The sequence below is a fragment of the Bacillus sp. BD48 genome (assembly GCF_046566805.1).
Classification (GTDB): domain Bacteria; phylum Bacillota; class Bacilli; order Bacillales; family Bacillaceae; genus Bacillus; species Bacillus safensis.
Genome location: NZ_JANGFM010000004.1, coordinates 364,106 through 383,777 on the forward strand (window position 1 = coordinate 364,106; position 19,672 = coordinate 383,777).

Sequence of the window (19,672 nt, forward strand, 5' to 3'; positions counted from 1 at the left end):
AACCATGGATTTTAAGGAGGTAATGGAGCAGCGGTACCATCAGCTGCTCAGTCGTTATATCAGTGATTTAACTGAAACATCGCTTTATCAAGCTCAAAAATTTAGCCGAAAAACCATTGAGCATCAAATACCTCCTGAAGAAATAGTGAGTGTTCACCGAAAAGTGATTCAGGAGCTTTACCCTGATTTGCCGGAAGATGTTTTTCATTCACTAGACTTCTTAATTGAAGTCATGATTGGGTACGGACTTGCCTACCAGGAACATTTAACACTCAGAGGCATTCAGCAAGAAATAAAATCTGAAATCGAAATTGCTGCAAATGTTCAGCAAACCCTTCTGGAAACGAAAATTCCAGAAGGAGATACCTTTGATATTGGGGCGATTAGTGTACCGGCAAAACAGATGAGTGGAGATTATTACCATTTTGTGACGGATCACGATACAATCAATATCGCGATCGCAGATGTCATTGGAAAAGGAATTCCGGCTGCGCTCTGTATGTCGATGATTAAATATGCGATGGATTCCTTACCTGAGTCAGGAAGCGGCCCAACAAAGGTGCTGAAAACCTTGAATCGTGTTGTTGAGCAAAACGTAGACCCTAGCATGTTTATCACGATGTTCTATGGCAGCTATAATAAAGAAACGCATGAGTTTAAATATGCATCGGCTGGTCATGAGCCGGGCTTTTTCTATTGCAAAAAAGAGAATTCATTTTACGATTTAGACGCGAAAGGGCTAGTCCTTGGGATTGCACCAGACTTTGACTATAGACAGTACGAGAAGCATTTGGAAGCAGGAGACATGGTCATCCTATTCTCTGATGGGGTCACAGAATCCAAGTCAGAAGACGGTTTCTTAGAGCGGGAGGACATTAAAGCACTCATTTCAGAGCACCTATCCTACTCAGCTCAGGAAATGGTGGATGCCATCTACGCCAGCTTACTCAAGCTGCAGGATTTTCAGCTTCACGATGACTTTACTTTACTTGTCCTCAAAAGAAAGGTTTAGAAAGTGAATATGCGGGTATATAAAACTTTAGGAAACAAGAATTTCGAGGTGAATGCATAATGAATATGTCTGTAAAAGAGCATCAAATAGATCAAAAAACGAAAATCAGTGTCAGCGGGGAAATCGATGTATACTCCGCTCCTCAGCTAAGAGAAACGCTCATGCCTAAAGCAGAGGCGGGAGAGCATCTTGAAATCTGTCTAAAGGATGTTACGTATATGGATAGCACAGGTTTAGGTGTATTCGTTGGGCTGTTTAAAGCGGCTCAAAAAGCAGGTGGAACATTAAAGCTTGAGAACTTGTCAGAACGGCTTGTAAGGTTGTTTGAAATCACTGGATTAAAGGACATCATTGACATTTCTGCAAAGTCAGAGGGTGGGGTACAATGAACGAATCAGTAGATCTAATCGAGATGAAAATACCGGCGAAACCAGAATATGTAGGCATCATTCGTTTGACTCTTTCAGGCGTAGCGAGCCGGATGGGCTATGTCTATGAAGAGATTGAGGACTTAAAAATTGCCGTCAGTGAGGCCTGTACAAATGCAGTTCAGCATGCCTACAAAGGTGAAGACGGCGAAGATGGAGAGGTAGCTGTCCGCTTTCTTGTCTACGAGGATCGTCTAGAAATCATTGTTGCTGACAAAGGTGGCAGCTTTGACTTTAAGCAAAAACAGGAAGACCTGGGACCGTACACATCTGCTCATACGGTAGAACAATTGGCAGAAGGAGGTCTTGGTTTATACTTAATGCAAACATTGATGGATGAAGTCGAGGTGCAAGCAAACTCCGGAGTTACCGTGGCGATGACAAAGTTTTTAAACAGGGAGCGAGTTGACCATGACACAACCATCCAAAACTATGAAACTAACTAAAGATGAAGTAGACCGCCTCATCCAAAGCTATCAATCCAATCATGATGAGCAGGCGCAGCTCACGCTGGTCGAATGCTATACGAACTTGGTTGATATGCTGGCGAAAAAATATTCTAAAGGAAAAAGCTTTCATGAAGACCTCAGACAAGTTGGAATGATTGGTTTACTTGGCGCCATTAAACGATACGACCCGCTCGTCGGTAAATCATTTGAAGCCTTTGCTATTCCAACCATCATCGGGGAAATCAAACGCTTTTTACGAGATAAGACATGGAGTGTCCATGTACCAAGGCGGATCAAAGAGCTTGGACCGAGAATCAAAATGGCAGTCGATCATTTGACAACAGAGACACAGAAATCACCTAAAGTCCAAGAAATTGCAGAATACCTAGATGTAACAGAAGAAGAAGTACTTGAAACCATGGAGATGGGCAAAAGCTATCAAGCACTGTCTGTTGACCAAGGCGTAGAGGCTGATTCTGAAGGAAGTACTGTGACGATTTTAGACGTTGTCGGCTCACAGGAAGAGGGCTACGAACGTGTGAACCAAAAAATGATGCTTGAGAGTGTGCTTCATGTGCTGTCGGATAGAGAAAAAGAGATTATCAATCTGACTTACTTGCAAAATAAAAGTCAGAAAGAAACAGGCGATTTACTTGGTATATCCCAAATGCATGTATCGAGACTGCAGCGGAAGGCAGTGAAAAAACTGCGAGATGCATTATCAGAAGATGCGTCTATGGAGCTAGGGTAATGAAGCAGATTGAACAGCATGAGCATGTAAACGCCATTATCTATCAATCGAATAAAGAAGGAAAACCATGCTGCGGGGACAGTTTTTTTATTAAAGCAGATGATGAAGAACTAATTTGTGCTGTAGCAGACGGATTGGGCAGCGGCCAGTACGCCAATGAATCATCTTCTTTAGTCAGCGAAATTGTCGAAGAATATGGACATGAGGATGTGACGACCCTCATCGACAGATGCAATCAGGCCATGAAAAATAAACGCGGGGCCACCGTGGCCATATTAAAGGTGAATTTTTCCCAGCAGCAATTTACCTATTGTTCGGTTGGTAATATTCGGTTTATCTTGAATGCACCTTCTGGCGATTATATTTATCCACTTCCGACATCAGGATATTTATCAGGGAAACCTAGAAAATATAAAACATACACCTATTCCTACGAAAAAGGATCGATATTCATTATGTATTCAGACGGACTGAATGTGCCAAACATGCGCATGTGTTTAAAGCATGGACATTCAGTTGAAGACATAGCCAAACAGCTTGAAACATACACACAAGACAAAAAGGACGATCTCACCTATGTACTTGGTCAGCTCACGTAAAATAGCTGACCTTTTTTCTGTTTTCCCGGTTTTTTTGATACACTAAAAGAGAAGACACAGTGAGAGGATGCAAAGTATGAAGACATCTGACTTTTTATTGAAACAAATTGCAGCAGAATTAAAGCTTTCAACGAAACAAATTGAAAGTGTGATCAAGCTTTTAGAGGATGGCAACACCGTCCCGTTTATTGCCCGTTATCGGAAAGAGCAGACAGGCTCACTGGATGAGGTGCAAATTCAAACCATTTCAGAGCGCTATACATATATCCAAAATGTCACGAACCGAAAAGAAGAAGTCATTCGCTTAATTGCTGAACAAGACAAACTGACTGATGAATTAAAACAGAAAATTGAACAAGCTCATAAACTGCAAGAGGTCGAAGATTTATACCGGCCATTCAAACAAAAGCGCAAAACAAAGGCGAATGTAGCCAAAGCAAAAGGGCTGGAGCCGCTGGCGGAATATTTACTTACGCTGCCAAGCGATCAGATCGAGAAGAAAGCAGCTGCTTTTATTAGCGAAGAAAAAGAAGTGACAAATGTAGAAGAAGCACTTGAGGGTGCGCAGCACATCATTGCTGAACAGCTGGCAGATGATCCTGATATGCGAAAATGGATTCGCAGTGAAACGTACCAAAAGGGCAGTCTGGTCACATCAGGAAAAGACGTCGAAAGCGATGAGAAAAACGTCTATGAAATGTATTACGATTATCAAGAGCCAATCAAAAAGATTGTTCCGCACCGTGTACTAGCGGTCAACCGCGGGGAGAAAGAAGGCATTTTAAAGGCTGCCATCGAACCACCCGCTGAAAATATTCGCTTCTATCTCGACAAACAAGTTCTAAAAGGCAAACAAACAACGGCGAGACCGTTTATTGAAGCGGCAATCGATGATGCATATAAACGTCTTATTCAGCCTTCAATTGAACGCGAAATACGAAAAGAGCTCACAGAAAAAGCAGAGGCACAAGCGATTCATATTTTTGCTGAAAACTTAAGAAAACTGCTGCTTCAGCCGCCGATGAAAGGGAAGCGTGTACTTGGAGTCGACCCTGCATTTCGGACAGGCTGTAAATTAGCCGTCGTGGATGATACGGGCAAAGTCCATCATATTGGCGTCATTTACCCGCACCCGCCTGTGCAGAAAAAAGCGGAAGCGAAACAAAAAGTCAAAGAGATCATTCAATCATCAAACATTGAGGTCATTGCGATTGGAAACGGAACAGCCTCAAGAGAGACAGAACAATTCATTGCAGACTTGATTCAAGAGCTGGATCAGCCGGTGTCCTATTTGATCGTGAATGAAGCAGGAGCAAGTGTTTACTCCGCATCAGCGCTGGCAAGAGAAGAGTTTCCAGATCTGCAAGTCGAAGAAAGAAGCGCCATTTCAATCGCTAGAAGATTACAAGATCCTTTAGCAGAGCTCGTGAAAATTGATCCGAAGTCTGTCGGTGTGGGTCAATACCAGCATGACGTGAGTCAAAAGCAATTAAACAGCTCGTTAACCTTCGTTGTTGAGACAGTCGTCAACCAAGTCGGTGTGAACGTCAATACAGCCTCACAGGCGCTGCTGCAATACGTATCAGGCCTTTCAAAAGCCGTCGCTGGGAATATCATCAAGCGGCGCGAAGAGATTGGGAGATTCACAAGCAGAAAAGAGCTGAAGGATATTCCAAGACTTGGTGCTAAGACATATGAGCAGTGTATCGGTTTCCTGCGTATTACAGATGGACAAGATCCACTTGATCGTACAGGCATTCACCCAGAGAGCTATAAAGAAACAAAACAGTTTTTACGCATGATCAACATGACGCCAGACGATCTTGGCACAGAGCAGTTAAAAGAGAAAATTGCTGAAGTTAAACTGGACGAAGCAGCCCAGCAGCTGGACATTGGGACAATTACACTTCAAGATATCATCGATCAGCTGACTAGACCTGAGCGTGATCCGCGGGATGAAGTGCCAAAGCCGCTGCTCAAAACAGATGTGTTGAAATTGGAGGACTTGAAGCAAGGAATGGAGCTGCAAGGAACAGTAAGAAACGTTGTAGACTTTGGCGCATTTGTTGATATTGGTGTAAAGCAGGATGGGCTTGTGCATATTTCCAAACTAAGCAATCGTTTTGTGAAGCATCCGCTTGACGTTGTATCAGTTGGTGACATTGTGACCGTATGGGTGGATTCTGTTGACCAGGCAAAAGGCCGCGTTGCCCTCTCCATGCTCAAACCAGAGTAAACAAAAAAACGAGGCGCACCTTAGGATGGGGTGTGCCTTGATGTGACTGAATGTTTTTTTCTATAAAAGTACCAGCATTGATTCAGCAACTTGATTTGATAATGATTTTTCTCATAAAATGCCTTCTGCATCTGATTTTTCAGCCAATTGGGCATCGCCCATTCCTCCTTTGATCGAAACAGTGGATGTACCTTCAATGTATGCTTAGGGGAAATTGTCCCGTTCGAGGTTTTTATAGAAAGGAACGATCTTGATTGAACGAGAGAGAATTACAGCAGTTAACAGAGCACATTTCCCAGCAGTTCTTTGGCAAGACATTCAGCCATCAGGCTGTTTTTAATGACCGGCTAAAAACGACAGGCGGGCGATATTTACTTGGGACACACAATATTGAACTGAACCGCCGATATCTAGAGGAGCATGGACGAGAAGAATTAATCGGGATCATCAAGCATGAGCTGTGTCATTATCATCTGCACCTTGAGGGAAAGGGCTACCAGCATCGCGACCGTGATTTTAAAGAGTTATTAAAACAAGTAGGAGCCCCGCGTTTTTGTACACCGCTAAAGACTGTACGAAATAAGCGGCGTGCGGAGAAACGCCATGAATATGTCTGCACAGGATGCGGCCGGTCTTTTATAAGGAAAAGACGGTTTGATACCTCTCGTTATGTATGCGGCGCCTGCAAAGGGAAATTAAAGTGGCAGCGTACAACCGATTCATTGTGAAAAGCATTCCTCTAAGGGAATGCTTTTTTTGTTCCGATAGATGTGTGGACATATTGAGACAAAAAGAGACGCATGTCTCATTTTGTCTCTTTTTTTATCAGTTTGATTTGGTCAAAGCCTAAGTGTTCATGCGTCGTCATGTTGGCACGATTTTTGCTTGTATAGAAGTGCAAGCAAAAAAGATAGGAGGTTTTACCAAATGAAAATGGCATTGACTAAAGAAAAAGCCGTATGGATGTATCAAAAAATGCAGGAAATCCGCCAATTTGAAGATCGAGTACACACGCTTTTTACAAAAGGAATTTTGCCGGGGTTTGTCCATCTTTATGCTGGCGAAGAAGCTGTTGCCGTAGGAGTCTGTGCTCATCTGAATGAAAAAGACAGTATCACAAGTACCCACCGGGGCCACGGTCATTGTATAGCGAAAGGCTGTGACCTAAAAGGAATGATGGCAGAAATCTATGGGAAAGCCACAGGTCTGTGTAAAGGCAAAGGCGGATCCATGCACATTGCAGATTTTGATAAAGGAATGCTCGGTGCCAACGGAATTGTTGGAGGCGGCTTTCCTCTTGCGTGCGGGGCAGCCCTCACAGCCAAATATAAAAAGACAGAAAATGTAAGCGTTTGCTTTTTTGGAGATGGTGCAAACAATCAAGGGACTTTCCACGAAGGAATCAATCTAGCAGCCATCTGGAAACTGCCTGTCATTTTCATCGCAGAAAACAATGGATACGGGGAGGCGACACCATTTTCCTATGCTTCAAGCTGCAAATCAATCGTAGATCGAGCCGCCGGTTATGACATTCCTGGGATTCAGGTAGATGGAAAAGATGTGATGGCCGTTTATCAAGCCGCAGAACAAGCAATTGAACGAGCAAAAAATGGAGAAGGTCCGACATTGATTGAATGCATGACATATCGGAATTACGGCCATTTCGAAGGAGACGCCCAGCGTTATAAAACCAATCAAGAAAAAACAGAACACCAAGAAGAGAGAGATGCGATCGCTCTTTTTAAAAATGAATTAATCAAGCAGCAGCTGCTGACGAATGGAGAGCTATCAAATATTGAAGCGGCTGTAACAGAAGCGATAGATGAGGCTGTTCAATTCAGTGAAGAAAGTGAATATCCAGATCAGACCGAATTATTGACCGACGTATATGTTTCGTATCAATAAATCAGAAGGAGGAGAGGAAAATGACAAGAGAAATCAGCATGTCTAGTGCATTGAATGAAGCGATTAAGCTAGCCATGAGAAGAGACGAGAATGTCATTTTAATGGGGGAAGATGTTGCTGGAGGCGCTCATGTAGATCACTTACAAGATGATGAAGCATGGGGCGGTGTGCTTGGTGTAACGAAAGGAATCGTTCAGGAGTTTGGACGTGAGCGAGTCCTTGACACACCGATTAGTGAAGCTGGCTATGTAGGTGCGGCCATGGCAGCTGCTTCCACAGGGCTAAGGCCAATTGCAGAACTCATGTTTAATGATTTTATCGGCACCTGTCTGGACCAAGTGCTGAATCAAGGAGCAAAATTCCGATATATGTTTGGCGGAAAAGCAGAGGTGCCGATCACGATTAGAACGACACATGGAGCGGGTTTTAGAGCAGCTGCTCAGCATTCACAAAGCTTGTATGCGCTATTTACAAGCATCCCTGGATTGAAAGTGGTAGTGCCTTCTTCACCATACGATGCCAAAGGATTGCTGCTGGCAGCCATTGAAGATCAGGACCCTGTCATCTTTTTTGAAGACAAAACGCTTTACAATATCACAGGAGATGTTCCAGAGCGATACTACACGCTGCCGCTTGGCAAAGCAGATGTGAAAAGAGAAGGATCAGATGTGACCATTTTTGCGGTAGGCAAACAAGTTCATACAGCACTCGAAGCGGCAGAGCAATTAGCTGCACGTGGAATCGAAGCGGAGGTGATTGATCCAAGGAGCTTGTCGCCGCTCGATGAAGAGGCCATTCTGACTTCAGTAGAAAAAACAAATCGGCTTGTCATTGTGGATGAAGCAAATCCAAGGTGCGGAATTGCCGCAGATATTTCTTCTCTGGTTGCGGATAAAGGATTCGATTTACTCGACGCTCCAATCAAAAAAGTGACGGCTCCTCATACACCGGTTCCGTTTTCACCACCGCTTGAAGACATATATTTGCCGACACCTGATAAGGTTGTGAACACCGTCTTAGAGATGGTTGGAAAGAGTCATGACAAGATCTTGAACTAAAGAAAGGAGAGAGGGAGATGGCTGTCGAGGTTGTGATGCCGAAATTGGGCATGTCGATGAAAGAAGGAACGGTATCTGTCTGGAATAAAGAGATCGGAGAGACCGTGAATAAAGGGGAAAGCATTGCAAGCATCAACTCTGAAAAAATTGAAATGGAGATCGAATCACCTGCTGAAGGAACCATATTGGATATAAAAGTGTCTGAGGGAGAAGGTGTACCGCCTGGCACGGTCATCTGCTATATCGGTGAAGGAAATGAACAGGTCGAGGAAAAGAAAGAAAAAGACATGCAGCCAAAACAAAAGAAAGAGAGAACGAAAATCTCCCCTGTTGCACGTAAGATTGCTCAAAGCGCTAATCTAGATATTCATACACTCGTGGGAACAGGACCAGATGGGAGAATCACGAAAGCGGATGTGCTTCGGGCACTTCCTGATGAAAAAGAAACACAACAAAATGAACCAAAGCATCAGCCAGTCAGTATGATGCGGAAAACCATTGCCTCGCGAATGATGGAAAGCCTGCAAACAAGTGCACAATTAACAATAACGATGAAAGCGGATGTGACAAAGCTGACAGCATTACAGTCTGAGTTGAACGAAACAGCTGGAGCACAACATGATTTGAAATTAACTATGACCGATTTTGTAGCCAAAGCAGTGATTCTTTCGCTGCTAGAGCATCCTGCAATGAACAGTCAATATCAGAATGATAGAGTCGAAACTTTTGAGTATGTTCATCTTGGAATCGCTGCTGCTTTAGATCACGGGCTGGCAGTGCCTGTTATTCGGCATGCGGAAAAACTTTCACTTATTGAGCTGGCGAAGAGCATCAAATCGTATGGGAAAAAAGCACGTGAAGGCAGACTTCTCCACGATGAAATTGAAGGCTCTACCTTTACAATCACTAATCTAGGCGCCTATGGTGTGGAACATTTCACCCCGATTTTGAATCCGCCAGAAGCAGGCATTCTTGGCGTTGGCAAAGCGGATCACATGCCTGTTTATCATGAAAATGAATTATGTAAAGGGACGATCCTGCCACTCAGTCTGACATTTGACCACCGCGTGCTGGACGGAGCGCCGGCATCACAATTTTTATCAACTGTTAAAACGTATTTAGAAAATCCAGTATCCATTCTTTTATAGGAAGAAGGTGAAATGAATGACGCTTGTCATTATAGGAGGCGGGCCAGCAGGATATGTGGCGGCAATAACAGCCGCCCGTTTTGGCAGAGAGGTTGTATTAATCGACCAAGGCCTGTTAGGAGGTACTTGCCTGAATGAAGGCTGTATTCCAACGAAAGCACTTTTGCAAAGCGCCGATATGTACGAGCATGTGAAATCAGCTGGACATTTTGGAATTGAGCTTTCAGAAAAGGAGCCTATCATTCATTGGGAGGCCGTACAAAAGCGGAAACGGTCAGTCGTCAAGCAGCTGACTGATGGCGTTCGTTATTTGATGAATAAAAACAAAATCAGCGTGTTAAATGGGAAGGCGTCATTTCTTTCAGCTCATGATCTATTGATAGAAAGTGAAGGGAAATCTGAAATCATTCAAGCTAAACAAATCATTATTGCTACAGGATCAGAACCTGCTGCTTTACCTTTCGCCCCATTTGATAGAGAGTGGATCATTGATAGTAAGGATGCCATGACGCTCCCTTCAATACCAGATTCGCTTTGTATCATTGGGGGAGGGGTGATCGGCTGTGAGTTTGCAAGCATCTTTAGCAGAATGGGATCAAAGGTTGTCATGGTTGAACAGGCAGCACACATTTTACCTGAAGAAGATCACGATACAGCTAACTGTCTTCACGATCAGCTTCAAAAAGCAGGTGTAGAAATTTTGACATCAGCAGCAGTCAAACAGCTTGATGCAAGCTCAAGAAAAGTGGTGGTTGAGAAGGAGGATCATGGGGAGCTTTGTGAAATCCAGTCTGATCATTGTTTAGTCGCCATTGGCAGAAAACCGAGGCTGGGAGAGCTGAATCTTGAGCAGATCGGCATTGAATTTGATAGAAACGGCATCTGCGTCAATGAGCATATGCAAACCAACCTCTCGCATATCTATGCGTGCGGCGATGTGACAGGTGGCGTTCAGCTTGCTCATGCTGCTTTTCATGAAGGAACGATTGCGGCATCACATGCATCAGGTGAAGATGTAAAGGTCAATGAACACGTGATTCCAAGGTGCATCTACACTTCTCCAGAAATCGCTAGTGTTGGTTTAAATGAAGAGAGTGCTAGAAAACAATATGGGGAGATTCGAATAGGGAAATTCGCATTCTCTGCAAATGGAAAAGCATTAATTTTAAATCAGCCAGCTGGTCAAGTGAAGGTCATTGTCGAACCGCAATATCAAGAAATTTTAGGTGTATCCATCATTGGGCCGAATGCAACAGAACTGATTGGACAAGCGGCGGTGATGATGCATACAGAGTTGACAGCTGATACATTAGAGCAATTTATTGCGGCACATCCGACACTCTCTGAGGCGATACACGAAGCCTTGCTGCAAACAAATGGACGAGCAGTGCACTGCTGATAGAGAAACTTTCTATCCGAATGTCTTCCTGGGTCAGCCAATAATTGAAAGCGCTTTTATAATTATCTATAATGGATAAAAAGCCCCCAGAGGAGAGGATGGAATGAATCCGACGCCTTGCTATTTAAATACTTGGAAACGTTTTGTTCGTGAAGGTTTGCTTGATAGGTCTCGTCTGGATAAGAGAGTGATGGAGTCATGGCACAGATGTAAACAGGCAAATGTGAATCCGTATTTAGATAAAGGACAGTCGTTGTTAGAAAAGGAATTATTCAGTGTTCAAAAAAAGAAATACTCACTATTTCTAAATGCCGCTCTTCCTTACTTAAATAAAATCAGTCAGCAATTAAAAGAATCTGAGATGATGGCATTACTCATCGATGCAGATGGTTATGTGCTAAGTCTGTCAGGAAGCCAAAGGACGCTGGTAGAAGCGAAAAAAATAAATTTTATGGAGGGCGCGCGCTGGACCGAAGCCGATGTGGGGACGAACGCTATTGGAACGGCACTGGTCATTGGGGAAGCTGTAGCGATCAACGGAACGGAGCATTTTTCAGTCGCTTCCCACCATTGGAGTTGTTCAGCGGCCCCTATTCGTGATGCAGACGGCACGATCATAGGAGTCATTGATATCTCCTGTATGGCGGATCAAAGTCATCCTTTTATGCTTGGAATGGCTTCAACAGTTGCATATGCCATAGAGAGAGAAATTCAGGTCCAGCAAAAAAGGAAAGAGATGGAGCTGATCAGTCATTGTCTCCAGCAGGTAGAAGCGGACGAGCCGTATGTTGTCTGTAATGAGAAAAAGCAGATTGTTTTGGCAAGCAGGCCGATTAGAGACCGGTTTTCAGACTGGTATGGAATGGATGTTGAGCGGCTCACGGGTGATACATTTGTTACACGGGACAAGCAGATCATTCAGTCAGAGCAGGACGGAAAGCTGCTTGGCATGTCTTTTTCGCTTGAAGAAGCAGCGAAGAGCAATATAACCGTTTCTTTTGCTCAATTTCCCGGGGAATCTGGAACAAGTACGGTATTTCAACAGACGCTCAGCAAAATAAAACGAGCGGCACAAACAGATGCAAATGTCTATATTTGGGGAGAAACAGGTACAGGGAAAGAACTGGCCGCTCGAGCGATTCACTTAGCTAGTGAAAGACATAATGGACCGTTTATTGCCGTTAATTGTGGAGCCATACCTGAAAGCCTGTTAGAAAGCGAACTATTTGGTTATGCTGAAGGAGCTTTTACAGGGGCAAAACGTTATGGAGCAAAGGGGAAATTTGAACAGGCGCAAAAAGGAACGCTCTTTTTAGACGAAATTGGCGAGATCCCTTATGCGATGCAAGTGGCGCTTCTTAGGGTCATTGAAGAAAGGAAAGTCGTACCGCTAGGCGGGACAAACGAAATCCCCTTGGATATGAGAATCATTACAGCGACACACCGGAATATGAACGAACTGCTGAGGGAAGGGAAAATACGAGAAGATTTGTATTATCGTCTTCATGTCTATCCAATCAACATCCCGCCCCTTAGAGAAAGAAAAGAAGACATTGTTGATTTATATCGTTATTACCAAAAGAAACACCATTGGAATGCAACATTTCCTGAATCATTTTTTCGTAAGCTAGAAGCGTACCATTGGCCAGGAAACATACGAGAACTTTTTAATCTGTTTGAACATATAAGGGTACTGTTTCCTAAAGGAGGATGGATTGGTGAATCGCAATACGCTGCGGTATTAGAGACGATGGATCAGAAAAAGCAGAAGCTGCCTCCAGCAGAATGTAACGAGATTCCAAAAGAGCTCACGTTTAGGGAACGCATTCAAAAGCAAACAGTGATAGAAGCACTGCACAAAACAAAAGGTCATGTGTCAGAAGCAGCGAGGTCAGCAGGGGTGCCAAGAAGCACCTTTTACAAGTGGATGCGGAAGTATAAGCTGTCATGAACTCATAGGGAGCGCAGCTGCAAGGAGGCCTTGGTCTTTCAGTTAGAGGTCGGGGCCTTTCTATCATGTTTAACAGAAAACAAAAAGGAAGGAAGAAAGGCTTGACTGTTATATTAGTATATGTTAAATTATAAAAGCCGTCGCTAATGAGGCAGGAATGAAACACTTAAAAATTCTTGACACATTTTTCTGGCATAGATATAATGAAACATGTCTTATTATTCCGCAGTAGCTCAGTGGTAGAGCTATCGGCTGTTAACCGATCGGTCGTAGGTTCGAGTCCTACCTGCGGAGCCATAATGGAGAAGTACTCAAGTGGCTGAAGAGGCGCCCCTGCTAAGGGTGTAGGTCGTGTAAGCGGCGCGAGGGTTCAAATCCCTCCTTCTCCGCCATTATTGTATGGCCCGTTGGTCAAGCGGTTAAGACACCGCCCTTTCACGGCGGTAACACGGGTTCGAATCCCGTACGGGTCATGTTTTGTTTTTTGATTCGTTGGGCTATAGCCAAGCGGTAAGGCAACGGACTTTGACTCCGTCATGCGTTGGTTCGAATCCAGCTAGCCCAGCCATTTTTTATATATGTTTTTCTGCATAGCAGATGAGCCATTAGCTCAGTTGGTAGAGCATCTGACTTTTAATCAGAGGGTCGAAGGTTCGAGTCCTTCATGGCTCACCATTGTCACGCGGGTGTGGCGGAATTGGCAGACGCGCTAGACTTAGGATCTAGTGTCTTTATGACGTGGGGGTTCAAGTCCCTTCACCCGCATTGTTTTTTCAAACAGTGCACTTATGAATATATGAGCACATCATACACGCGGTCGTGGCGGAATGGCAGACGCGCTAGGTTGAGGGCCTAGTGGGTGAATAACCCGTGGAGGTTCAAGTCCTCTCGGCCGCATCTAAGAAACCAAAGGTGGTAGACCTTTGGTTTTTTTGTGCTTTCTAATTAGTTTGAACAGTTATATATGACAGTTTACGATGATAACAAGTTCAATGAAAAAAGAATTTTTCTAAAATTATGATAAAATATTGAAATATAGGAAAGGGGAAATAAATACATGTCAATTTACCATAAAGTTATTGGAGAAGGATTTCCAATCGTTATATTGCATGGTTGGACACTTGACCATCAAGTGATGTTACATGCATTGGAACCGGTATTTGAAAAACAAAGCGGTTGGAAAAGAATATACATAGACTTACCGGGGATGGGACGTTCCGAGCCGCAACCGTCTATTCAGAATTCTGATGATATGTTAGAAGCGGTATTGCGTCTTTTGGACGAGATTATCCCTGATGAACAGTTTATTGTTTGTGGTTATTCGTATGGAGGGTACATAGCTAGAGGTATTGTTCATTCACGCCGGGAAACCGTTCGTGGATTACTGCTCGTGGCCCCAATGACTATACCTGTATTCGATAAAAGAGTCGTGCCAGAGAAGACCGTTCTAAAAAGTGACAGCAGATTGATATCACAACTCTCTCCAGAGGAGACGGATGAATTTTGCTCCATGGCCGTTGTGCAAGGAAAGACGGAATGGGAGAGGTTTCGAGATGAAATTTACCTTCCTTCTAAACAAACAAATCATGAATTCATCAACAACATTCATCAAAATGGGTATGGCTATACCTTTGACATTTCATCTGAATTTCAGTACCCCACGCTCATTATCACAGGGCGTCAAGACAATGTAGTCGGATATCACGATGCGTGGCGGCTCATCGAAGATTATCCAAGAGCCACTTTTGCGGTGCTTGATATGGCTGGCCACAACCTGCAAATCGAACAACCCGATGTATTTAACTCATTAGTCCATAACTGGTTAAACAGACTTGAGTCTGAAAATGTTAAGTAAGTTTTATCTAAATGAAAGTCCACTCATCTTAAGTGAGTGGACTTTTTGTTTGAGAATAATATTATTATATAATGCATTCCAATCATACTAATACTGTTTAGAAGGTTATATTGTAAATCCGATGAAATGCTACACAACTATTAGTAAGATGTTCTCTACGAATGTGACGTATAATGAAAATTTCCAAACAACAAAATTATAAAGTGGGGTTGAGTAAATGCTTGGTTTACCAAGAGGGGAAGTTTTTTTAGTTCCTTGGTCTGTTGAATGGGTCAAAGAATATGAAAGTGAAAAGAAACGAATAATAGAAGTTATCGGAAAGTATATAGTGAATGTCCACCATATTGGAAGTACAGCAGTAATTGGTTTGAGTGCGAAACCCATTATTGATATTGCGATTGAAATCAATCATTTTCTTGACGGAGAACAGTGCGTAACAGCTTTGCAAGGGCTTGGTTATTCATATAAAGGGACCAATGTGTTGCCTGAAAGACACTATTTCATCAAAGGAGAACCACGTACACACCAAATCCATATGTATCAAACGGGCAATAGATATCTACTCGAACAAATAAATTTTAGGAATTACCTGAGAAGTAACGAACTAGCAAGAAGTGAATACGAGCAGCTTAAACTTAACCTATCAAGTATAAACAAAAATGACAAACACAAATATGCAGAGGGAAAAACTGATTTTGTTAAGTCAATTTTAGAGAGAATTTAGAGAAGGTTCTCTCTTTTGGTGTTCAAAATAACTGATTTTATGCACAAGGGGAATCACTAAAAAGGAGAGTTTCTTCTTTTAACCAAAATCTTTCCATCATTAAGCTCCTCCTGCCTAATTAGTGTCACGATATCATGTGTGGTGTTCTTTTAAATCCTAAATTGCAATTATTTCCGATTCATGTTACAATAAGAATAATTATTTTTGTTCGGCGTAAAGGATAGCATGAAGAAAGACTTTTCGTCTTGAGGATACTTTGGGCAAGGATAGTATAATACATTGTGTGGTATACGCACGAGGAGGCAACAAACATGGAACAAGGTACAGTAAAATGGTTTAACGCAGAAAAAGGTTTTGGATTTATCGAACGTGAAGAAGGCGACGATGTATTCGTACATTTCTCAGCTATCCAAGGTGACGGATTCAAATCTTTAGACGAAGGTCAAAAAGTAACATTTGACGTAGAGCAAGGTTCTCGTGGAGCTCAAGCTGCTAACGTTCAAAAAACTGCTTAATCTTCATCCTTTTAAAACAGGTTCTCTGTAGAGAGCCTGTTTTTTTATGCTTTCACTTATTTCTTCAATAAAAAACCCTACTCAGCGTACAAGTAGGGAGGTGTTACAAGGTAATCGTAAAAAAATTCATGCTTCAAAGGTTTATCAACAGTATAGCATATTGGATTTACAATATGCGGAATTTGCCTAAATAAATTCTTTTTTTCTTTAATAAATTGAAGGGTGGACATGTTCGTAGAGAACATGTATTCAAAAATGGTGAGCGTGGAAGAGGTTCTTAACAGAAACTTTTGATTTGTTTTTCTGTAATCCCTTTGATGACTTCTAATTCACTTAGCAAAAATTCATGGGCATCATCTAGCATTTTCTTTTCACTTGCATTGAGTGCTTTCTCTTTCTTCATACGCATCAGATCACGCACAACTTCAGCACCTTCTTGGATGTTACCCGTTTTTATTTTGTTTGTGTTAATTGTATGCCGTTCTTTCCATGTCAGTAATTGATCTGATTTGCCATGCTGGAAAATGTGCATTACATTCTTTAAAGCCAGTATATCTGTAACAGGTCTAATACGTGAACCTGACATTTTCCGTGTTGGAATCATTACTTTCATATGACTGATTGACATTTTAATCACATAATACTGTTGCTTTTCATCAGAGAATTCTTTTTCCTCTATGGCTTCAATTATACCTGCTCCGTGCATTGGATAAACAATGTTATCACCAATTTGAAACATATCATCCACCTCCATATAATGTATCTACTTTAAGGGTACCACACTTAGGGGTTAAATAATCAAATTTTTAATAATAACATGTTTATTTATTTGTTGTCAACAAATTTTGTTCTAAAAAAGAGAGGTTATTTTGTGGGAATTTTGGATGTGATTTTTTTCATTTGATCATATCCTCCTCGCTATAAGAAAAACAGGATATCCACAATAACAGCTCGGACTCCACCTTTTATATCCGTCATCCAGTCATTCAAACGTAAACAGCTGTTTAAGAGGACATCGTGTTAAATAGCTGAAATATAAAAAGACTAGCCATTGAGCTAGTCTTTCAAAATGGAATCCGATCATAACGTCGAAATATCAATCACAAACCGGTAACGCACATCACTTTTCAACACCCGTTCATACGCTTCATCAACTTGATTCGCATTGATCACTTCAATTTGTGGTGCAATGTTATGAGCAGCTGCGAAATCGAGCATTTCTTGTGTTTCTTGGATGCCGCCAACGAGTGAACCAGCTATGCTGCGGCGGCCAGAAATTAATGAAAAGACGTGGAATTGATCCGGCTTAGGCGGTGCACCGACGTTCACTAAGGTTCCATCTACTCGGAGTAAGGACAAATAAGCATCCACGTTAATGTTGGCAGAGACCGTATTGAGAATGAGGTCGTACTGACCGGCTAGTGTCTGAAACGTATCAGGATCACTTGTAGCAAAATAGTCTTTTGCGCCAAATGACAGTGCCTCTTCTTTTTTATTCAAGGAGCGGCTCAATACCGTCACATCAGCGCCTAGAGCACTCGCGAATTGAATGGCGACATGGCCGAGCCCGCCCATTCCGACAATCGCAACCTTTTTGCCAGGACCTGCCTTCCAGTGCTTTAATGGTGAATAAGTTGTTATGCCAGCACAGAGAAGAGGACTTGCGGCATCAAGGGGCAGTTGATCAGGAATGCTGACGACAAATCGTTCAGTCACGACAATTTTTTGACTGTAGCCGCCATATGTCGGTTCCCCGTCATAGTCACGGCTGTTATACGTTTGGACGACCCCTTTTGTGCAATACTGCTCGTCTCCATTTTGACAATACTCACAGGTGCCGCAGGAATCCACAAAGCAGCCAACGCCTACACGGTCTCCGATCTGAAACTTCGTCACATCATCCCCTACAGCTGCAACGACCCCAGTGATCTCGTGACCTGGAACCATCGGGAAAATGCCGCCGCCCCATTCATCAAAAGCGCTGTGGATATCTGAATGACAGATCCCGCTAAATTGAATATCAATTAAAATATCATGTGGACGAAGCGCTCTACGTTCAATGGTCGTCCGTTCAAAATTCGCTTTTGCGTGTGAAACACTTAAAACATTTGATTGGTGCGTCTGACACATTCTTGATCATCCTTTCAAATATAAGATTCGATTCTTTCCTCTATACTGTACTTCTTAAAGTGAACTATAAGTCAACAGAAAACCTTCTGTGATAACGAATTTAGGCTTTTACAACATTCCTGAATCAAGAATTGAGCCAAAAGCATCTTGCTTTCTTTTTCAAAATGGAGATGATGAGGAAAGGGAGATCGGAAGGTAAGAGAAAGAAGGAGGGCACAATGAAAATAGCACAAGCAGCAAAACAGCTCGATTTATCCACTGCGACACTTAGATATTACGAAAATATTGGTTTGATTAGGCAAATTAAACGTGACGATCATGGGATTCGTGATTATACAGAGGATGATCTTCAATGGATTGAATTTATCAAGTGTATGAGAAATGCAGGGCTCTCGATTGATGCACTTAGAGAATATACAGCCTTATTTTTTGAAGATGATGATTATACTTTATCTTCGAGAAAAAACATTTTGGTCAATGAACGAGAAAGACTCGTCGAAAAACAAAAGGAAATCGAAGAGACCATTAAACGATTGGATTTCAAAATAGAAAGTTATGAAGATATTATCCACAATCATGAGAAAAAACTCGCTCATCAGCTGAAAACTCATTCTAATTAAATGAAGAAAAACCTGTGACAAGTCACAGGTTTTTTTGATAGAGTTATCTTTTTGTGTAACGCACCCAGTTGTAATGGGCGTAAAGTGGTGTAACCCCGTTGTAAGAACCGAGCCATTCATCGACACCTGCACCATTCCATAGGTTCATCATAATTTTCCCTGGTGTTTGAGGAATTTGAGTAGTGGCAGTATGCTTTAATTGTCCATCAACATACCATGTGATAGAGTTCGGCTGCCAGTCGAATGCATACGTGTGATAAGAGTTCGCTGCATCAAATCCAAGGTCGACGATCTTCTCATGATTTCCTACACCATTCGTATAGTAGTTAAACTGAACCTTTGTCGTATCTTTTCCTAGAAATTCAATATCAATCTCATCCCAAGGCGTACCATCAGTCGGTCCCGTATAAGTGAAGAAAGAAGAGACGATCCCCACATTTTTGGCTGGCTTCATGTTGACTTCATATAGCCCATAGCCATACGTTTGAACGGAGCGGTTTTCCCCGCAGTCAAACTTGTTATAGGAGGGACTTGTGAGTGATAAACGCATTTCACCTGATGATGTCATAGACACGTTATTTGCACGCCACGTACAGTTAAACATGTTTCCATTCGAGTATCCATCGGCTTTTTGCCATAACCCCGTATTATAGTTGTTAAAAGGTTCATAAAACGATCCACCCGTTTGTGCCGAGGCACCCGCAGTAAATGTGGACAAACTCAAGACTAATCCAGTGACAAGCAGTATCAACATTCGTTTCATACGGTACATATTCGCATTCTCCTCTCCTTTTGTGGAAGCGCTTTCTTTATTGATCATACATGATTCTTTTAAAAGGGAAAATCGGTCTAAATAATGATAAACAGTGTGTATTATTTAATAGAATTGAAA

At 42.4% G+C, this 19,672-nt stretch carries 20 protein-coding genes and 7 tRNA genes; 23 read left to right on the plus strand and 4 right to left on the minus strand.

All coding sequences use genetic code 11. From position 1 onward, the window contains the following. Positions 1–4: 4 nt before the first annotated feature. The 6 genes from ACLGGR_RS14090 to ACLGGR_RS14115 all read left to right on the plus strand — a co-directional run bounded on the left by ACLGGR_RS14090 (position 5) and on the right by ACLGGR_RS14115 (position 5,475). Positions 5–1,012, plus strand: coding sequence for a PP2C family protein-serine/threonine phosphatase (locus ACLGGR_RS14090; protein WP_251216930.1), 1,008 nt, complete (start codon positions 5–7; stop codon positions 1,010–1,012). A 59-nt stretch (positions 1,013–1,071) separates the two neighbouring features. Then, positions 1,072–1,401: an anti-sigma factor antagonist gene (locus tag ACLGGR_RS14095; protein WP_017358393.1), complete on the plus strand. Its 330-nt coding sequence runs from the start codon at positions 1,072–1,074 to the stop codon at positions 1,399–1,401. Beyond that, positions 1,398–1,886, plus strand: coding sequence for an anti-sigma B factor RsbW (gene rsbW, locus ACLGGR_RS14100; protein ID WP_142946636.1), 489 nt, complete (start codon positions 1,398–1,400; stop codon positions 1,884–1,886). The genes ACLGGR_RS14095 and rsbW overlap by 4 nt, the downstream gene beginning before the upstream one ends. Next, positions 1,852–2,640: an RNA polymerase sigma factor SigB gene (gene sigB, locus ACLGGR_RS14105; RefSeq protein WP_410973300.1), complete on the plus strand. Its 789-nt coding sequence runs from the start codon at positions 1,852–1,854 to the stop codon at positions 2,638–2,640. Before rsbW ends, sigB begins: the two co-directional genes overlap by 35 nt. Further along, positions 2,640–3,239, plus strand: coding sequence for a PP2C family serine/threonine-protein phosphatase (locus ACLGGR_RS14110; protein WP_048240337.1), 600 nt, complete (start codon positions 2,640–2,642; stop codon positions 3,237–3,239). Before sigB ends, ACLGGR_RS14110 begins: the two co-directional genes overlap by 1 nt. 76 nt (positions 3,240–3,315) lie before the next feature. Next, the gene (locus ACLGGR_RS14115) at positions 3,316–5,475 is read left to right on the plus strand and encodes a Tex family protein (RefSeq protein WP_410973301.1); all 2,160 of its coding nucleotides are present in this window, start codon (positions 3,316–3,318) and stop codon (positions 5,473–5,475) included. Between the two features lie 20 nt (positions 5,476–5,495). Here ACLGGR_RS14115 and cmpA read toward each other — a convergent pair whose 3' ends face one another. Continuing rightward, positions 5,496–5,630: a cortex morphogenetic protein CmpA gene (gene cmpA, locus ACLGGR_RS14120; RefSeq protein WP_008346893.1), complete on the minus strand. Its 135-nt coding sequence runs from the start codon at positions 5,628–5,630 to the stop codon at positions 5,496–5,498. 99 nt (positions 5,631–5,729) lie between these two features. Between cmpA and ACLGGR_RS14125 the strand changes: the two genes are divergently transcribed. The 16 genes from ACLGGR_RS14125 to ACLGGR_RS14200 all read left to right on the plus strand — a co-directional run bounded on the left by ACLGGR_RS14125 (position 5,730) and on the right by ACLGGR_RS14200 (position 16,030). Then, a complete protein-coding gene (locus ACLGGR_RS14125; RefSeq protein ID WP_410973302.1) occupies positions 5,730–6,203 on the plus strand; it encodes a SprT family protein in 474 nt (157 codons plus the stop codon). 199 nt (positions 6,204–6,402) lie between these two features. Next, a complete protein-coding gene (locus ACLGGR_RS14130; RefSeq protein ID WP_410973303.1) occupies positions 6,403–7,380 on the plus strand; it encodes a thiamine pyrophosphate-dependent dehydrogenase E1 component subunit alpha in 978 nt (325 codons plus the stop codon). Between the two features lie 20 nt (positions 7,381–7,400). Further along, a complete protein-coding gene (locus ACLGGR_RS14135; RefSeq protein WP_041107434.1) occupies positions 7,401–8,438 on the plus strand; it encodes an alpha-ketoacid dehydrogenase subunit beta in 1,038 nt (345 codons plus the stop codon). A gap of 17 nt (positions 8,439–8,455) precedes the next feature. Beyond that, entirely contained in the window at positions 8,456–9,586 is a 1,131-nt protein-coding gene (locus ACLGGR_RS14140) for a dihydrolipoamide acetyltransferase family protein (RefSeq protein WP_410973304.1), read from the plus strand. Positions 9,587–9,602: 16 nt separating this feature from the next. Beyond that, positions 9,603–10,985 carry a dihydrolipoyl dehydrogenase gene (lpdA, locus tag ACLGGR_RS14145; protein WP_410973305.1) on the plus strand — a complete coding sequence of 461 codons (1,383 nt, stop codon included), beginning with the start codon at positions 9,603–9,605 and terminating at the stop codon, positions 10,983–10,985. 103 nt (positions 10,986–11,088) lie between these two features. Continuing rightward, a complete protein-coding gene (locus tag ACLGGR_RS14150) occupies positions 11,089–12,936 on the plus strand; it encodes a sigma-54-dependent Fis family transcriptional regulator (RefSeq protein WP_410973306.1) in 1,848 nt (615 codons plus the stop codon). A 222-nt stretch (positions 12,937–13,158) separates the two neighbouring features. Beyond that, positions 13,159–13,233, plus strand: a tRNA-Asn gene (locus ACLGGR_RS14155). Positions 13,234–13,237: 4 nt separating this feature from the next. Beyond that, positions 13,238–13,328, plus strand: a tRNA-Ser gene (locus ACLGGR_RS14160). Between the two features lie 9 nt (positions 13,329–13,337). Further along, positions 13,338–13,409: transfer RNA gene (locus ACLGGR_RS14165), tRNA-Glu, on the plus strand. Positions 13,410–13,429: 20 nt separating this feature from the next. Continuing rightward, positions 13,430–13,504 (plus strand) — tRNA-Gln (locus tag ACLGGR_RS14170). 31 nt (positions 13,505–13,535) lie between these two features. Continuing rightward, a tRNA-Lys gene (locus ACLGGR_RS14175) sits at positions 13,536–13,611 on the plus strand. Positions 13,612–13,618: 7 nt separating this feature from the next. Beyond that, a tRNA-Leu gene (locus ACLGGR_RS14180) sits at positions 13,619–13,701 on the plus strand. 48 nt (positions 13,702–13,749) lie between these two features. After that, positions 13,750–13,833 (plus strand) — tRNA-Leu (locus ACLGGR_RS14185). Positions 13,834–13,993: 160 nt separating this feature from the next. Further along, entirely contained in the window at positions 13,994–14,791 is a 798-nt protein-coding gene (locus ACLGGR_RS14190) for an alpha/beta fold hydrolase (RefSeq protein ID WP_410973307.1), read from the plus strand. A 217-nt stretch (positions 14,792–15,008) separates the two neighbouring features. Beyond that, the gene (locus ACLGGR_RS14195) at positions 15,009–15,515 is read left to right on the plus strand and encodes a GrpB family protein (protein ID WP_410973308.1); all 507 of its coding nucleotides are present in this window, start codon (positions 15,009–15,011) and stop codon (positions 15,513–15,515) included. A gap of 311 nt (positions 15,516–15,826) precedes the next feature. After that, entirely contained in the window at positions 15,827–16,030 is a 204-nt protein-coding gene (locus ACLGGR_RS14200; protein ID WP_003214229.1) for a cold-shock protein, read from the plus strand. 277 nt (positions 16,031–16,307) lie between these two features. Here ACLGGR_RS14200 and ACLGGR_RS14205 read toward each other — a convergent pair whose 3' ends face one another. Both ACLGGR_RS14205 and ACLGGR_RS14210 read right to left on the minus strand, forming a co-directional pair. Beyond that, positions 16,308–16,769: a CarD family transcriptional regulator gene (locus ACLGGR_RS14205; protein ID WP_098677662.1), complete on the minus strand. Its 462-nt coding sequence runs from the start codon at positions 16,767–16,769 to the stop codon at positions 16,308–16,310. A gap of 341 nt (positions 16,770–17,110) precedes the next feature. Then, positions 17,111–18,160 carry an NAD(P)-dependent alcohol dehydrogenase gene (locus ACLGGR_RS14210; RefSeq protein WP_111927695.1) on the minus strand — a complete coding sequence of 350 codons (1,050 nt, stop codon included), beginning with the start codon at positions 18,158–18,160 and terminating at the stop codon, positions 17,111–17,113. Between the two features lie 218 nt (positions 18,161–18,378). Between ACLGGR_RS14210 and ACLGGR_RS14215 the strand changes: the two genes are divergently transcribed. Next, the gene (locus ACLGGR_RS14215) at positions 18,379–18,780 is read left to right on the plus strand and encodes a MerR family transcriptional regulator (protein WP_142946627.1); all 402 of its coding nucleotides are present in this window, start codon (positions 18,379–18,381) and stop codon (positions 18,778–18,780) included. Positions 18,781–18,823: 43 nt separating this feature from the next. On the opposite strand, the gene bglS is transcribed toward ACLGGR_RS14215, so the two are convergent. Next, positions 18,824–19,552, minus strand: a complete 729-nt coding sequence (gene bglS, locus ACLGGR_RS14220; protein ID WP_410973309.1) for a beta-glucanase — start codon at positions 19,550–19,552, stop codon at positions 18,824–18,826. Between the last annotated feature and the right edge of the window lie 120 nt (positions 19,553–19,672).

Bases quoted from the DNA above. Each gene is read 5' to 3' on its own strand.
- ACLGGR_RS14090 (WP_251216930.1), top strand. From the start codon at position 5: ATGGATTTTAAGGAGGTAATGGAGCAGCGGTACCATCAGCTGCTCAGT.
- ACLGGR_RS14095 (WP_017358393.1), top strand. From the start codon at position 1,072: ATGAATATGTCTGTAAAAGAGCATCAAATAGATCAAAAAACGAAAATC.
- rsbW (WP_142946636.1), top strand. From the start codon at position 1,398: ATGAACGAATCAGTAGATCTAATCGAGATGAAAATACCGGCGAAACCA.
- sigB (WP_410973300.1), top strand. From the start codon at position 1,852: ATGACACAACCATCCAAAACTATGAAACTAACTAAAGATGAAGTAGAC.
- ACLGGR_RS14110 (WP_048240337.1), top strand. From the start codon at position 2,640: ATGAAGCAGATTGAACAGCATGAGCATGTAAACGCCATTATCTATCAA.
- ACLGGR_RS14115 (WP_410973301.1), top strand. From the start codon at position 3,316: ATGAAGACATCTGACTTTTTATTGAAACAAATTGCAGCAGAATTAAAG.
- cmpA (WP_008346893.1), bottom strand. From the start codon at position 5,630: ATGCCCAATTGGCTGAAAAATCAGATGCAGAAGGCATTTTATGAGAAA.
- ACLGGR_RS14130 (WP_410973303.1), top strand. From the start codon at position 6,403: ATGAAAATGGCATTGACTAAAGAAAAAGCCGTATGGATGTATCAAAAA.
- ACLGGR_RS14135 (WP_041107434.1), top strand. From the start codon at position 7,401: ATGACAAGAGAAATCAGCATGTCTAGTGCATTGAATGAAGCGATTAAG.
- ACLGGR_RS14140 (WP_410973304.1), top strand. From the start codon at position 8,456: ATGGCTGTCGAGGTTGTGATGCCGAAATTGGGCATGTCGATGAAAGAA.
- lpdA (WP_410973305.1), top strand. From the start codon at position 9,603: ATGACGCTTGTCATTATAGGAGGCGGGCCAGCAGGATATGTGGCGGCA.
- ACLGGR_RS14150 (WP_410973306.1), top strand. From the start codon at position 11,089: ATGAATCCGACGCCTTGCTATTTAAATACTTGGAAACGTTTTGTTCGT.
- ACLGGR_RS14190 (WP_410973307.1), top strand. From the start codon at position 13,994: ATGTCAATTTACCATAAAGTTATTGGAGAAGGATTTCCAATCGTTATA.
- ACLGGR_RS14195 (WP_410973308.1), top strand. From the start codon at position 15,009: ATGCTTGGTTTACCAAGAGGGGAAGTTTTTTTAGTTCCTTGGTCTGTT.
- ACLGGR_RS14200 (WP_003214229.1), top strand. From the start codon at position 15,827: ATGGAACAAGGTACAGTAAAATGGTTTAACGCAGAAAAAGGTTTTGGA.
- ACLGGR_RS14205 (WP_098677662.1), bottom strand. From the start codon at position 16,769: ATGTTTCAAATTGGTGATAACATTGTTTATCCAATGCACGGAGCAGGT.
- ACLGGR_RS14210 (WP_111927695.1), bottom strand. From the start codon at position 18,160: ATGTGTCAGACGCACCAATCAAATGTTTTAAGTGTTTCACACGCAAAA.
- ACLGGR_RS14215 (WP_142946627.1), top strand. From the start codon at position 18,379: ATGAAAATAGCACAAGCAGCAAAACAGCTCGATTTATCCACTGCGACA.
- bglS (WP_410973309.1), bottom strand. From the start codon at position 19,552: ATGTACCGTATGAAACGAATGTTGATACTGCTTGTCACTGGATTAGTC.